Annotated in this window: 14 protein-coding genes; 5 read left to right on the top strand and 9 right to left on the bottom strand. The window is 63.4% G+C overall.

Annotation, left to right across the window (positions count from 1 at the left end; translation table 11 throughout):
• Positions 1-13: 13 nt before the first annotated feature.
• The 6 genes from ptsP to CXQ82_RS25325 all read right to left on the bottom strand — a co-directional run bounded on the left by ptsP (position 14) and on the right by CXQ82_RS25325 (position 6,760).
• Positions 14-2,524 (bottom strand): phosphoenolpyruvate--protein phosphotransferase, encoded by a 2,511-nt coding sequence (gene ptsP, locus CXQ82_RS25350; RefSeq protein ID WP_101272817.1) that lies wholly within the window; start codon positions 2,522-2,524, stop codon positions 14-16.
• A 29-nt stretch (positions 2,525-2,553) separates the two neighbouring features.
• Positions 2,554-3,564, bottom strand: a complete 1,011-nt coding sequence (locus CXQ82_RS25345) for an SIS domain-containing protein (protein ID WP_101272816.1) — start codon at positions 3,562-3,564, stop codon at positions 2,554-2,556.
• Positions 3,557-4,663, bottom strand: a complete 1,107-nt coding sequence (nagA, locus tag CXQ82_RS25340) for an N-acetylglucosamine-6-phosphate deacetylase (RefSeq protein ID WP_101272815.1) — start codon at positions 4,661-4,663, stop codon at positions 3,557-3,559. The genes CXQ82_RS25345 and nagA overlap by 8 nt, the downstream gene beginning before the upstream one ends.
• Before the next feature lie 12 nt (positions 4,664-4,675).
• Positions 4,676-5,407: a GntR family transcriptional regulator gene (locus tag CXQ82_RS25335; protein WP_101273868.1), complete on the bottom strand. Its 732-nt coding sequence runs from the start codon at positions 5,405-5,407 to the stop codon at positions 4,676-4,678.
• 263 nt (positions 5,408-5,670) lie between these two features.
• Positions 5,671-6,174 (bottom strand): murein L,D-transpeptidase family protein, encoded by a 504-nt coding sequence (locus CXQ82_RS25330; protein ID WP_101272814.1) that lies wholly within the window; start codon positions 6,172-6,174, stop codon positions 5,671-5,673.
• A 37-nt stretch (positions 6,175-6,211) separates the two neighbouring features.
• Positions 6,212-6,760, bottom strand: coding sequence for an NUDIX hydrolase (locus CXQ82_RS25325; RefSeq protein WP_101272813.1), 549 nt, complete (start codon positions 6,758-6,760; stop codon positions 6,212-6,214).
• Positions 6,761-6,906: 146 nt separating this feature from the next.
• Between CXQ82_RS25325 and CXQ82_RS25320 the strand changes: the two genes are divergently transcribed.
• The 5 genes from CXQ82_RS25320 (at position 6,907) to purT (ending at position 10,163) form a co-directional block, all read left to right on the top strand.
• Complete coding sequence (locus CXQ82_RS25320) at positions 6,907-7,509, top strand: CoA pyrophosphatase (RefSeq protein ID WP_016971944.1); 603 nt, start codon at positions 6,907-6,909, stop codon at positions 7,507-7,509.
• A 35-nt stretch (positions 7,510-7,544) separates the two neighbouring features.
• Positions 7,545-8,069, top strand: a complete 525-nt coding sequence (locus CXQ82_RS25315; protein ID WP_101272812.1) for a gamma carbonic anhydrase family protein — start codon at positions 7,545-7,547, stop codon at positions 8,067-8,069.
• Positions 8,066-8,281 (top strand): DUF1289 domain-containing protein, encoded by a 216-nt coding sequence (locus CXQ82_RS25310; RefSeq protein ID WP_101272811.1) that lies wholly within the window; start codon positions 8,066-8,068, stop codon positions 8,279-8,281. The genes CXQ82_RS25315 and CXQ82_RS25310 overlap by 4 nt, the downstream gene beginning before the upstream one ends.
• Before the next feature lie 162 nt (positions 8,282-8,443).
• Positions 8,444-8,911: a VUT family protein gene (locus tag CXQ82_RS25305; protein ID WP_101272810.1), complete on the top strand. Its 468-nt coding sequence runs from the start codon at positions 8,444-8,446 to the stop codon at positions 8,909-8,911.
• Positions 8,912-8,981: 70 nt separating this feature from the next.
• Positions 8,982-10,163 carry a formate-dependent phosphoribosylglycinamide formyltransferase gene (gene purT / locus CXQ82_RS25300; protein WP_101272809.1) on the top strand — a complete coding sequence of 394 codons (1,182 nt, stop codon included), beginning with the start codon at positions 8,982-8,984 and terminating at the stop codon, positions 10,161-10,163.
• An 86-nt stretch (positions 10,164-10,249) separates the two neighbouring features.
• Here purT and CXQ82_RS25295 read toward each other — a convergent pair whose 3' ends face one another.
• The 3 genes from CXQ82_RS25295 to CXQ82_RS25285 form a co-directional block, all read right to left on the bottom strand.
• On the bottom strand, positions 10,250-11,560 hold the full coding sequence (locus CXQ82_RS25295) for an MFS transporter (RefSeq protein WP_101272808.1): 1,311 nt from the start codon (positions 11,558-11,560) through the stop codon (positions 10,250-10,252).
• Between the two features lie 353 nt (positions 11,561-11,913).
• On the bottom strand, positions 11,914-13,152 hold the full coding sequence (locus CXQ82_RS25290; protein ID WP_101272807.1) for a transporter associated domain-containing protein: 1,239 nt from the start codon (positions 13,150-13,152) through the stop codon (positions 11,914-11,916).
• Positions 13,153-13,164: 12 nt separating this feature from the next.
• A complete protein-coding gene (locus CXQ82_RS25285) occupies positions 13,165-13,977 on the bottom strand; it encodes an inner membrane protein YpjD (protein WP_101272806.1) in 813 nt (270 codons plus the stop codon).
• Between the last annotated feature and the right edge of the window lie 178 nt (positions 13,978-14,155).

The raw sequence follows: 14,155 nt of genomic DNA, 5'->3' as shown, positions 1-14,155 counted from the left end.
TTTCTTGTTGTTGTCAGCTCAGCGGCCAGTGGGTTTGACAGGCTTGGCGCACGGCCTTGGCGCTGCTCAGGTCGAGCAGGCCTTGGCTCAATTGCCGGCATTGCGCCGCGTCCAGGTGGCGGACGCGGTCCTTGATTTCGCCGATTTGCAGCGGGCTGACCGACAGCTCGCGGACCCCCAGGCCAACCAGTACCGGCGTGGCCAGCGGGTCGGACGCCAGGGCGCCACACACACCGACCCAACGCCCATGTTTCGCCGCGCCAGAGCAGGTCTGGGCGATCAGCCGCAGCAGGGCCGGGTGCAAGGCATCGACCCGCGCGGCCAGGCCGGCGTGGTCGCGGTCCATGGCCAGGGTGTACTGGGACAGGTCATTGGTGCCGATGGACAGAAAGTCCGCATGCTTGGCCAATTGCTCAGCCATCAGCGCGGCGGCGGGCACTTCGATCATTACCCCAAGCTCGGGGCGCTGGTTCAGTTCCAGCTCTACGCAGAGTTCATCCAGGCGCTGGCGAATCTGCAGCAGTTCATCCACCTCGCTGACCATCGGCAGCAGGATGCGGCAGCGCTCCAGCGGGCACACTTGCAGCAGCGCGCGCAGTTGCTGGTCGAGCACCTCCGGGCGCACCTGGGCCAGGCGAATACCGCGTAGACCCAGCACCGGGTTGGCCTCGGCGGGCAGCGGCAGGTAGTCGAGCTGTTTGTCGCCGCCGACGTCGATGGTGCGGATAATCACCGACTTATCCCCCATGGCATCCAGCACGGCTTGATAGGCCTGACGCTGTTCCTGTTCGTCGGGAGCGGTACGGCGGTCGACGAACAGGAACTCGGTGCGCAACAGGCCGACACCATCGGCGCCGTTTTCAAAGGCCACTTGGGCCTCGTTGCTGGACGCGACATTGGCGGCCACTTCAATGCTCACGCCATCGCTGGTGATCGCCGGTAATTGGGCGTGTGCCTGTTGCTGCTGGCGCCGCAGCTTTTGCGCGTCACGCAGTTGGTGGACTTCGGCGTGACGGGCGTCGCTGGGTGCCAGTTCCAGGCGACCGTTGGCGGCGTCGAGCACCACGCGTTGGCCTTGGGGCACGTCCAGCACGTCTGCACCCAACGCCACTACACACGGCAGGCCTTTGCCCCGCGCCAGTATGGCCACATGGGAGGTGGCGCCGCCTTCGGCCATGCAGATACCGGCCGCCTGTTGCGCGCTCAGTTGCAGCAGGTCCGAGGGCGTCAGCTCATGGGCGCTGACAATTGCCCCGGCCGGCAATTCGAAGTGCCAGGCCTCGCCCAGCAGCGCGCGCAACACGCGTTGTTGCAAGTCGCGCAGGTCGTTGGAGCGCTCGGCAAACAACGGCTTGCCCAAGGCCAGCAACACCGCACACTGGGCCTGGATTGCATCGCGCCAGGCATGGGTGGCGGCGCTGCCGTGTTCGATGGCGTGGGTGGCTGCGTCCAGCAGGGCCGGGTCTTCGAGCAGTGCGAGGTGGGCGGCGAAGATGTCTTCCTCTTCGACGGCTTGGCGTTGGCGGGCGTGGTCCAGGGTGCCGCGGATTTCGCCGCGCACCTGCTCCAGCGCCGCGTCCAGGCGTTGCAGTTGTTCGTCGGGGTTATGCGTGCCGGTGTCGGCCGGCAGCTCGATGCCGGCCAGGCGGAACAGCGGCCCGCAGACCAGGCCCGGTGCCGCGCACACGCCTTGCAGCACGTGCGCTTCGGTAGTGGCCCGACGTGGCGCGGTGACGACCGGCGCGTGATGCTGCTCTTTAATCGCAACCGACAAGGCGGCGACCAACGCCTGCAATGCTGCGTCGGCATCTTTGCCGCGACAGCTCACGCGCACCTCGTCGCCTTCGCCGATCCCCAGGCCCATCAGGCCAATCAAGCTGTCGCACGGCGCCGATTTGTCGCCGAAGTGCAAATGCGCCTGGCTGCTGAAACCTTGGGCGGCCTTGCGGACCAGGGCGGCGGGGCGCGCATGCAAACCGCCACGGTGGGTGATGCGCACGTGGGCGCTGGCTTCGGCCTGGGCGTTATCCACAGCCGTTTGCGCGGTGGCGGTCGCGCGCGCGGCAACCTGCATCAGCGGGTCGCCGAGCTTGACCGTTTGCAGCGCGAGCGGCGTCAGCTCAAAGCGCTCGCTGTTGGTCAGAATGATCAGGCTCACCAGGCTCTTGCACTGGCGCGCAATGCGGTCCAGGTCAAACTGCACCAGCGCCTGGCCCTTGCTCACTTGCGCGCCTTGCTTGACCAGCAGCGCAAAGCCTTCGCCATTCAACTCCACGGTGTCGATGCCCACGTGCATCAGCAGCTCGGCACCGTTGTGCGCGCGAATCGTCAGCGCGTGGCCGGTGCGGGCGACATGGATGATCACCCCATCACACGGCGCGTGCAGGCAATCGTTCAGCGGGTCGATGGCGATACCCTCGCCCATGGCGCCACTGGCGAACACTTCATCGGGAACGTTGCCCAGGGTCAGCACCGGCCCGCTTAAGGGGGCGCAGAGGGTCAATGCATTATTGTTGTTGGACATGGGCACGGTACTCATCAGGAAAACGCCACTCAGTGAGTGCGGGTGACTTTGCTCAGGTGGCGCGGTTGGTCGGGGTCCATGCCCCGGGCCACGGCCAGGCCTGCGGCCATCACGTAGAAACTCATGATTGCCAGGATCGGGTCCAGGCTCGGGTGTTCGGCGCGGCTCAGGGTCAGGTCGCGTTCGCTGATATCGTCCGGCGCGGCCAGTAACACGCGGGCGCCGCGTTGGCGCATGTCGGCGGCCAGGCTCAACAGGCCGGCTTGTTCGGCGCCGCGTGGGGCGAAGATCAGCAGCGGGTAGTTGGCGTCGATCAAGGCCATCGGCCCGTGGCGCACTTCGGCGCTGCTGAAGGCTTCGGCCTGGATTGCCGAGGTTTCCTTGAGCTTGAGCGCGGCTTCCTGGGCGATGGCAAACCCGGCGCCACGGCCGATCACCATCAATTGCTGGCAGCCACGCAGCGCCTCGATGGCGCTGCTCCAATCCTGCCCGGCGGCGTCGCGCAGGCCATCCGGCAGCGCGCGGCAGGCTTGCAGCAAATCGGCTTCTTGGTTCCAGTGGCCGATCAATTGCGCGCTGGCGCTGAGGGTGGCGATAAAGCTTTTGGTCGCCGCCACGCTGAGCTCCGGTCCGGCGCACAACGGCAGGTGAAATTCACACGCGGCTTGCAGCGGCGAGTCATCGGCGTTGACCAGCGAGACGCTCAAGGCTCCACGTTTGCGCAGCAGGCGCAGGCTGTTGACCAGGTCCGGGCTTTGGCCGGACTGAGAAAAACCAAACGCCACCTGGCCACTGACCTTCAACGGCGCCTGCAACAAGGTCACCACCGACATCGGCAACGACGCCACCGGGATGCCCACATGTTGCATGGCCAGGTAGGCGAAGTAGCTGGCGGCGTGGTCCGAACTGCCGCGCGCGATGGTCATCGCCACTTGCGGCGGCTGGCGGCGCAGGCGACCGGCGACTTCCTCCAGCAGCGGGTCCAGGCGTTGCAGTTGCGCGGCAACCGCGTCACCGGAGGCCAAGGCCTCTTCAAGCATTTTTGAAGTCAATGGTGTCTCCTTCGACCATTACGTCGGTGAGGTGCAGGGAGCGGTCCAGGCGCACACAGTCGGCAAAGCTGCCGGGCTGCAGGCGACCACGTTGTTCCAGGCCCAGGTAGTCCGCAGGAAATTGCGACAGGCGCTGTGAGGCTTCGCTGATCGGCAGGCCGATTTTCACCAGGTTGCGCAGCGCCTGGTCCATGGTCAGCGTGCTGCCGGCCAGGGTGCCATCAGCCAGGCGTACGCCGCCCAGGCATTTGGTCACGGTGTGGCTGCCCAGCTTGTATTCGCCATCGGGCATGCCGGCGGCGGCGGTGGAGTCGGTGACGCAATACAGGCAGGGGATCGAGCGCAGGGCCACGCGCATGGCGCCGGGGTGCACGTGCAGCAAGTCCGGGATCAGTTCTGCGTATTGGGCGTGGGCCAGCGCGGCACCGACGATGCCTGGCTCGCGGTGATGCAGCGGGCTCATGGCGTTATACAAATGGGTGAAGCTGGTAGCGCCGGCGGCGAGGGCGGCGACGCCTTCTTCATAGCTGCCCAGGGTGTGGCCGATCTGCATGCGCACGCCGCGCTGGCTGAGCGCGCGGATCAGGCCGTCATGGCCGGCGATTTCCGGGGCGATGGTGATCACCCGGATCGGCGCCAGGCGCAGGTAGTCCTCGACTTCGGCCATCAACGCGGTGTGGGCGAAGTTGGGTTGCGCGCCGAGTTTTCCCGGATTGATGTAGGGCCCTTCCAGGTGCACGCCGAGTACACGGGCGCTGCCGGTAGGCCGTTGCTCGCAGAACGTGCCGAGTTCACCGAGTACGCGGGAGATTTCCTCGGGCGGCGCGGTCATGGTGGTGGCCAGCAGCGAGGTGGTGCCAAAGCGCACATGGGTGCGGGTGATGGTTTCGAAGGCGGTCGCGCCTTCCATGATGTCCTTGCCGCCGCCGCCGTGCACATGCAGGTCGATAAAGCCTGGCAGCAGGTAGGGCAGGTCGTTGTCGGCGGGGTCGCAGGGCACGCCTTCAATGGCGGTGACCTTGCCATGCGCGTGCACGAGGCGGCCGCGCACCCAGCCTTGGGGCGTGAGGATGTTGTCTTCGGACATGGACAGTTCTCTCTAGCGTCGAAGCTCTGCGACGAAGTCGTAGTAGTCGTTGCGGCAGTAGGTGTCGGTGATTTCGATTGGCGTGTTGTCGGCGGTGTAGCCCACCCGGGTCATCAGCAACATGGCGGTGCCGGGGGCGATGCCCACCAACTGGGCGAATTCGTCCGAGGCGTTGATGGCCTGGATGTGTTGCAAGGCGCGGACGATGGGTTTGCCGATGCTCTCGAGGTATTCGTACAGCGAGCTGCCGAGGTTTTGCGGGTGCGGCAGCACCGAGGCGGGAATCGCGGTCATTTCAATCGCCATCACCGTGTCATCGGCTTTGCGCAAGCGCTTGAGCCGCGCCACCTTGTCGGTGTGCGAAAGGCACAGGCGGATCAACTCTTCGGGGGTGGGCGAGGTGATGTCGCGCTCCAGCCACTGCGAACCCGGCACAAAGCCCTTGAGCCGCAGCATCTCGCTGAAGCCAGACAGGCGTGACAGCGGTTGTTCAAGGCGCGGCGTGATAAAGGTCCCGGAGCCTTGGCTGCGGCGGATCAAGCCTTGTTCAAAAAGTACTTCCAGCGCCTTGCGCGCGGTGACCCGGGAAATGCTCAGTTGCTCGCTGAGGGCCCGCTCCGAGGGCAGCGCCTGTTCGGATTTCCATTGGCCGGCATGGATCGCCGCTTCAAGGCTACGGGCCAGTTGCAGGTACAGCGGGGTCGATTGTTTGTCGTCAGGGCGCAAGGCCAGGATGGCGTTCATCATGTTCGGTTTCCGATGCGGTTATTGGAGTGTTGTCGCCCGGTAGTGGTCGCAAGCTAATACCACTTAAATACCATGTCAACGCCACGAAAATGGTGCGCGCGCGTGTTTCATGGCCCTTTATTGGTGCCTGGTATCAAGTGGTATTAGAGAGGTCTTTATTGCGCGCAGAAGCGTGCGGCCCGCGCGATGAATTGGTATTCACCGGCAGGCGCTGCCAGGGGCAGGAATTATTTTTTGATTATTTTACCAGCGGTCGAAGATCAGGGCCGAATCTCGATCAGGGTGCCGTCTTTGACCAGGTTCCAGACTTCGCGCATGTCGACGTTGCGCATGCCGATGCAGCCGTCGGTCCAGTCCAGGGTGTGGAACCACTGCTCCGGGTAGTCTTCGGTGTCGGGCGTGCCGTGGATCATGATCATGCTGCCGGGCTTCACCCCTTCGCGGCGGGCGCGGGCGGCGTCGCTTATATTGGGGTAGGAGATATGCATGGCCAGGTTGAAACGGTCGCTGGTCTTGCGCCAGTCGATCCAGTAAAGGCCTTCCGGGGTGCGGCGGTCGCCCTCGATCAGCTTGTGGCCCTTGGGGTTTTTACCCAGGGAAATACGGTAGGTCTTGAACGGCTTGCCGTCGTTGATCAGTTGCAACTGGTGGGCAGACTTGAGCACCAGGACTTTTTCGACGGTTTTGCCGCCCAGGGTTTGCACAGTGGCGGCGGGTGAAAGGGTAGCGAACGACAGGCAGATAACAGCAAGCAACCAACGCATTAAAACGGTATCCCTTCAAAGGCCATCTGCCGGAGTGTCATTGGGCGGGCTTGCCCATCGGCGGCACAGCCTCGCTGCGCACCGGGTACGACTGCAGCCGGCGGTCAGCGAAAAAGCATTCTAAGGTACGCCCCACCGTGCGGAAAGCCAGCTCGGACCAAGGGATATCGGCTTCGTCGAACAGCTGCACTTCGAGGCTTTCGGGGCCGGCGGCGAAGTCCAGGTCGACCAGTTCGGCGCGGTAGAAGATATGCACCTGGCTGATGTGTGGCACATCGATCAGGGTATAGATGCTCAGGTTGCGCACGCGGGCGCAGGCTTCTTCCAGGGTTTCGCGCATGGCGGCCTGTTCCACGGTTTCGCCGTTTTCCATGAACCCGGCGGGCAGGGTCCAGTAACCCAGGCGCGGTTCGATGGCGCGGCGGCACAGCAGCACCTTGTCGCCCCACACCGGCACTGTACCCGCGACGATATTGGGGTTCTGGTAGTGAATGGTCGAGCAGTGATCACACACAAAACGCAGGCGCCCGTCGCCTTCGGGAATGCGCTGGGTAACCGGTTTACCGCACTGGCTGCAGAAATTCATGCTGGGGTTCCTGGAAAGTGCGTCTATCTTGGCTTGGCTGGCAGGGCCCTGCAAGTTGTCGTTTAGCGACACCGCAGGGGTTTTGGGGTTGGGCGCCTGCGCGCTTTGGTGCATGATGCAAGGTAGCCAACAGACCGAGATGACTCATGCTGGACGAGCTACTTCGCCGGGTAAGCAATCACACCCCCCACACGCTGGAAACTGACGGGCGTTTTCCCGAGGCTGCGGTGTTGGTGCCGATTACCCGCAGTGATGAACCCGAGCTGATCCTGACGCTGCGCGCCAGCGGCCTGTCGACCCACGGCGGCGAAGTGGCCTTTCCTGGCGGGCGCCGCGACCCTGAAGACCCGGACCTTATCTTTACCGCACTGCGTGAGGCCGAAGAAGAAATCGGCCTGCCGCCTGGCCTGGTGGAGGTTATCGGCCCGCTGAGCCCGCTGATTTCCCTGCATGGCATCCGGGTTACGCCCTACGTGGGAGTTATCCCCGATTACGTTGAATACCTGGCCAACGATGCTGAGATTGCCGCGGTTTTCAGCGTGCCCCTGGATTTTTTCCGACAGGACCCGCGCGAACATACCCACAGAATCGATTACCAGGGCCGCAGTTGGTATGTGCCCAGCTATCGGTTTGGCGAATATAAAATCTGGGGGCTGACGGCGATCATGATCGTCGAGCTGATCAACCTGCTCTATGACGACGCCAAGATCAGCCTGCACCAGCCGCCCAAGAGCTTCATCAATATCTAAGCCATCGTGTGAATGGCAAGCCGTGAGGAACCACCATGAAATACCGCCTGGGCGACGCCCGCGTCGAGACGCACCCCAACAGTTGGGTAGCCCCCAATGCCACCCTGGTAGGTAAGGTCAAGCTGGAGGAGGGCGCCAACGTCTGGTTCAACGCGGTGTTGCGTGGCGATAACGAACTGATCCTGATCGGCAAGAACAGCAACGTGCAGGACGGCAGCGTGATGCACACCGACATGGGCTACCCGCTGACCCTGGGCACCGGCGTGACCATCGGTCACAACGCCATGCTGCACGGCTGCACCGTGGGCGATTACAGCCTGATCGGCATCAATGCGGTGATCCTCAACGGCGCCAAGATCGGCAAGCATTGCATCATCGGCGCCAATTCGCTGATCGGCGAAGGCAAGGAGATCCCCGATGGCTCGCTGGTGATGGGCTCGCCGGGCAAGATCGTACGTGAGCTGACCGACGCGCAAAAGAGCATGCTGGAAGCCAGCGCCGCGCACTATGTGCACAACTCACAGCGCTATGCGCGTGACTTGGCTGAGCAGGAAGAATGAACCCGAGCGAACGCCCCGTCGCCTCGCCGTGCGTGAGCATTTGCGCGCTGGATGATGACGACATTTGCACCGGCTGCCAGCGCACTGTGGCTGAGATCACGCGCTGGAGCCGCATGGACAATACCGAGCGCCGGGTGGTGTTGGGGTTGTGCCATGAGCGGGCGCTGGCGAGTGGGTTGGTGTGGATGACTCCCGGCAAATCTGGCGGCTGACAGATTGCTATCGGGGGCAAGCCCCCTCCCACATTTTGACTGCATTCCTACAGGAGAAACACGGTCACCTGTGGGAGGGGGCTTGCCCCCGATAGGGCCTCCCAGACGACATATTTCAAAATGTGAAGTACCCTGTGCCGATTGCTCACAGGTCCATCCCCCATGCTCTTCCTGATCGCCTACATCAGCAGCGTCGTGCTGATCAACTTCGCCTTTTCCACCGCCCCGCACCTGGACGTTATCTGGTCGGCCTGGGGTGGCCTGGTGTTTATCCTGCGCGACATGGTGCAAACCCGCTTCGGCCACGGCGCAATCGTTGCCATGCTGGCGGCGCTGGTGCTGTCGTATGTGACGTCCGACCCCGCCATCGCCCTGGCCAGCGCCACGGCGTTCGCCGTGTCCGAATGCATCGACTGGCTGGTGTTCAGCATCACCAAGCGCCCGCTGCACGATCGCCTGTGGATAAGTTCGGCGCTGAGCATTCCCCTCGACACCTTTATCTTTTTCGGCCTGATCGGCGCGCTCACGCCGGCTGTAGCGGGCACCGCGCTGGTGTCCAAATTCGCCGGGGTCACCGTGGTGTGGCTGATCATGGCGTGGCGCATGCGCAAACGGGCCGTCGCCAACTGAGGCCAATTTTCACAGTTCATGTAAAATGCCGGCCTTTCTCCACCATGATCCGCTCCCCTGAGGACCTGAGATGACCCGAATCGGAACTCCATTGTCGCCAACCGCGACCCGCGTAATGCTGTGTGGCTGCGGTGAGCTGGGCAAGGAAGTGGTAATCGAACTGCAACGCCTGGGCGTTGAAGTGATTGCCGTGGATCGCTACGCCAACGCGCCGGCCATGCAGGTGGCGCATCGCAGCCACGTGATCAACATGCTTGATGGCGCCGCCCTGCGTGCGGTGATCGAGGCCGAAAAGCCGCACTTCATCGTGCCGGAAATCGAAGCCATCGCCACCGCCACCCTGGTTGAGCTGGAAGCCGAAGGCTTCACCGTGATCCCTACCGCGCGTGCCACCTCGCTGACCATGAACCGCGAAGGCATCCGTCGCCTGGCCGCCGAAGAGCTGGACCTGCCGACCTCGCCGTACCACTTCGCCGACACCTTCGAAGACTACAGCAAGGCCGTCCAGGACCTGGGCTTCCCGTGCGTGGTCAAGCCGGTGATGAGTTCGTCGGGCAAGGGCCAGAGCCTGCTGCGTAGCACCGACGACGTGCAGAAAGCCTGGGACTACGCCCAGGAAGGCGGCCGCGCCGGCAAGGGCCGGGTGATCATCGAAGGCTTTATCGACTTCGACTACGAAATCACCCTGCTGACCGTGCGCCACATTGGCGGCACCACCTTCTGCGCGCCGGTTGGCCATCGCCAGGAGAAGGGCGATTACCAGGAATCCTGGCAGCCACAAGCCATGAGCCCGGTGGCCCTGGCCGAATCCGAGCGCGTGGCCAAAGCGGTGACTGAAGCCTTGGGCGGTCGTGGTCTGTTTGGCGTGGAGTTGTTCATCAAGGGTGATCAGGTATGGTTCAGCGAAGTGTCGCCGCGCCCGCATGACACTGGCCTGGTAACCCTGATCTCTCAGGACCTGTCGCAGTTCGCGCTGCACGCGCGCGCCATCCTCGGCCTGCCAATTCCGTTGATCCGTCAGTTCGGCCCGTCGGCGTCGGCGGTGATCCTGGTGGAAGGGCAGTCGACCCAGACCGCATTCGCCAACCTCGGCGCCGCCTTGAGCGAGCCGGACACGGCGTTGCGTCTGTTTGGTAAGCCTGAGGTGAATGGCCAGCGTCGGATGGGTGTGGCGTTGGCGCGGGATGAGTCGATTGAGGCGGCTCGGGCTAAAGCGACTCGTGCCTCCCAAGCGGTTGTTGTAGAGCTCTAAAAGCATCGGGAGCAAGCCCCCTCCCACATTTTGAACTGTGAATACATTCAAAATGTGGGAGCGGGCTTGCTCGCGAAAGCGGTCTATCAGGCAACCTTGTTCAAATCATTATCCCGCGTCTCTTTCAGGCACAGCACAGCAATCAAGCTGAGCAACGCTGCCGCCGACACATACCCGCCGACATAACTCAGCCCGCCCATCGCCACCAGCTTGGTCGCGAAGAACGGTGCGGCCGAAGCGCCGACGATCCCACCCAGGTTATACGCCGCTGAAGCGCCGGTATAACGCACACGGGTCGGGAACAGCTCCGGCAGCATCGCGCCCATCGGTGCGAAGGTCACGCCCATCAGGAACAGCTCCAGCGCCAGGAACAGCGCAACGGCCCAGGTTGAACCGTGGGTCAGCAGCGGCTCCATGGTAAAGCCCGAGAGAATCGCCAGCACCGCGCCGACGACCAGCACCGGCTTGCGCCCGTAGCGATCACTGGCCAAGGCCGCCAGCGGCGTGGCCAAGCCCATGAACAGCACGGCAAAACACAGCAGGCCGAGGAAGGTTTCGCGGCTGTAGCCCAGCGTGGACACGCCATAGCTCAGGGAAAACGCCGTGGTGATATAGAACAGCGCATAGCACACCACCATCGACGCGGCGCCCAGCAGCACGGGCAGCCAATGTTGGCTGAAGAGCTCCACCAGCGGCACTTTTACCGGTTTTTCCTTGGCCACGGCGTTGGCGAATACCGGGGTTTCATGCAGCTTCAATCGCGCATACAGGCCGACCATCACCAGCGCGGCGCTGAGGATGAACGGGATGCGCCAGCCCCAGCTGCGGAACTGCTCGTCATTCAGGCTCATGGCCAGGATCAGGAACAAACCGTTCGCCGCCAGGAAGCCAATCGATGGGCCCAGTTGCGGGAACATGCCGAACCAGGCGCGCTTGCCCTTGGGCGCGTTCTCGGTGGCCAGCAAGGCCGCGCCGCCCCATTCACCGCCAAGCCCCAGGCCCTGGCCGAAACGCAGCACACACAACAGGATCGGCGCCCAGGCCCCGATGCTGTCATAGCCGGGCAGCAAGCCGATCAGCGTGGTGCACACGCCCATCAGCAGCAAAGAGGCCACCAGCGTGGACTTGCGCCCGATGCGGTCGCCAAAGTGGCCGAACAGTGCCGAGCCCAGCGGGCGGGCGATAAAGGCGATACCGAAGGTCAGGAACGACGCCAGCATCTGCGCGGTGCCGGAGGTCTGCGGAAAGAACACTGGCCCGATCACCAGCGCGGCAGCCGTAGCGTAGATATAGAAATCGTAAAACTCGATGGCGGTGCCGACGATGCTCGCGGTAGCGACGCGGGCGGTCGAGTTGGTCGGGGCGGCGGTCGCGGCCTCGTTATAGGTGGTGCTCATTGAGGTATCCCTGACGGTCATTGCGCGTTTGGACGCGGATTATTATTGGTCGAACACCCATGGATCAGGGTAGTGCGCGGGGTGGCTCGGGATGGGAGCGAACACCGGTTAGACACGATGCAGCGGTGCCTGGACGCGCGGAGTGCGGGTAGCACGCGGTCGGGCGGGGCTCTGGTAAGCCGCACCGATTATAGGAAGGGGTTTTGAAATACAACAAGTAGTTGGAGCGCCGCAAAACAAAATGTGGGAGGGGGCTTGCCCCCGATTGTGGTGTGTCAGTTCAAGATGAGCTGACTGACACACCGCATTCGGGGCAAGCCCCCTGCCACATTTGATTGTGGTGTGCCGGGAAGTTATGCCGCGACGGGCACGCGGCTGGTGTGCCAGATCAGCACCTTGGCCACGCGGTTGTCCTCGGTCTCGAGGATTTCCAGGCGATAGCGCCCGATTTTCAGGCACACCGCGCAATCCGGGATGGTCTCCAGCGCTTCGGTCACCAGGCCGTTGAGGGTTTTGGGGCCGTCGCTGGGCAGGTGCCAGCCCAGGCTCTTGTTCAGTTCGCGGATCGAAGCGGCGCCGTCGATGATGTAGCGGCCATCGGGCTGGGCTTCGATATGGGGGTTATCCACAGCCTGATCGCTTTCGAATTCGCCGACGATTTCTTCGAGGATATCTTCCAGGGTGACAATGCCCAGCACTTCGCCATACTCGTCCACCACCATGCCCAGGCGCCGCTGCTGTTTGTGGAAGTTCAGCAACTGCAGTTGCAGGGGCGTACTTTCCGGGACGAAGTAAGGCTCGTGGCAGGCGGCGAGCAACGCCTCTTTGGTCAGGCTGGCATCAGGCAGCAGGTGCTGGATCTGCCGCGTGTTGAGCACGGCCTCGACCTGGTTGATGTCACTGTGGAACACCGGCAGGCGCGTGCGCTGGGACGTACGCAGCTGTTCGATGATCTCTTCGATCGAGTCATCCAGGTTGATGCCGTCCACTTCGCTGCGTGGCACCAGGATGTCGTTGACGGTGATGTTGTCCAGGGCGTGGATGCCGGGCATGCCGGGGGTACGGCTGTCGTCGACATCCGGTTCAGGCTCGTCATCGTGGTCGGGCAGCGGTTCATCGCTTCTTTTCACCACGCCGGATTTGCGCGCGAATGGGCGCAGCAGCAACAGGCTGATGCCATTGAGCAGCCAGGCCAGGGGGTAGAGGATTTTCAGCGGCACGCCCAACAGCGTGTTACCAAAGCCCAGCACCGCCTGCGGATGGCGGGTGGCCAGGGCGCGGGGCAGGTAGTCGGCGAGTATCAGCAGCACGGCGCAGGAAATCAGCCAGCCCAGCCACGGGCCGTTCTGCGCCCAAGCGTAGATCGCCAGCAGGGTGCACAGGATCACTACGGCGGCGCGGCACAGGCTGTTGCACAGGATCAGGCTGTTACGCGGGAAGCTCAGGCGGGCGGCGGCCTTGTCACCCTGGCGGGTGCCGGGGCGCAGGGCCAGCAGGTGTTGTTGGGCGGCTTCGATGGCGGTAAACAGCGCCGCCCATAACACCAGCAAGGCGATTACCGCGAGCATCGGCCCCAGGGGCAAGTTGTCCATGATCGCCGCCCGTCAGATATGCAGGATGTATTCGCGAACCAGCTTGCTGCCGAAGTAGGCCAGCATCAGCAGGCAGAAACCGGCCAGGGTCCAGCGGATCGCCTTGTGCCCGCGCCAGCCGAGGCGGTTGCGGCCCCACAGCAGGACGCTGAATACGACCCAGGCCAGGCACGCCAGCAGGGTCTTGTGCACCAGGTGCTGGGCGAACAGGTTTTCGACGAACAGCCAGCCGGAGATCAGCGACAGCGACAGCAGGGTCCAGCCGGCCCACAGGAAGCCGAACAACAGGCTTTCCATGGTTTGCAGCGGCGGGAAGTTCTTGATCAGCCCGGACGGATGCTTGTGCTTGAGCTGGTGGTCCTGCAGCAGCAGGAGCAAGGCCTGGAACACCGCAATGGTGAACATGCCGTACGCGAGGATCGACAGCAGGATATGCGCGAGGATACCCGGCTCTTCATCAATGACCTGCACAGTGCCGGTCGGGGCGAATTGCGCCAGCAGCACCGTCAGCAGCCCCAAGGGGAACAGCAGGACCAGCAGGTTTTCGACCGGGATTCGGTAGCAGGCCATCAGCGTCAGCGCGATGACGGCCGCGGCGATCAGGCTGGCGGCGCTGAAAAAATCCAGGCCCAGGCCCACCGGCGTCATCAAGTGGGTGAACAGGCTCGCGGCATGGGCCAGCAGGGCGAGGACGCCCAGGCCTACCAGCAGACGTTTGTCCGCCTTGGCGCCTTGGGCCAGACGAGTGCCCTGATAGAGGGTCGCAGCGGCATACAAGATGGCGGCGGCGAGGCTGGGTAGCAAACTGGGTGACAAGGGGACCATAAATCCTGATAGACAAGCCCGAAAGGCGCTGAGTTTGGCATACCCCTGCGTTCCACGAAAGACTCCCGGGCCAGACAGCGGGTGTGCATGGGCGCAGTCTTCGCTATAATCCGCGACCTGCCCACGCCGCAGGCTCGCCGAGCGCTGTTTTTAATAGCGATTTACCACAGCCTGGGCC

This window comes from Pseudomonas sp. S09G 359 (assembly GCF_002843605.1).
In the GTDB taxonomy this organism is placed as follows: domain Bacteria; phylum Pseudomonadota; class Gammaproteobacteria; order Pseudomonadales; family Pseudomonadaceae; genus Aquipseudomonas.
Note: the sequence above shows the minus strand (reverse complement) of the source record. Positions and strands in the feature narration are given on the sequence as shown.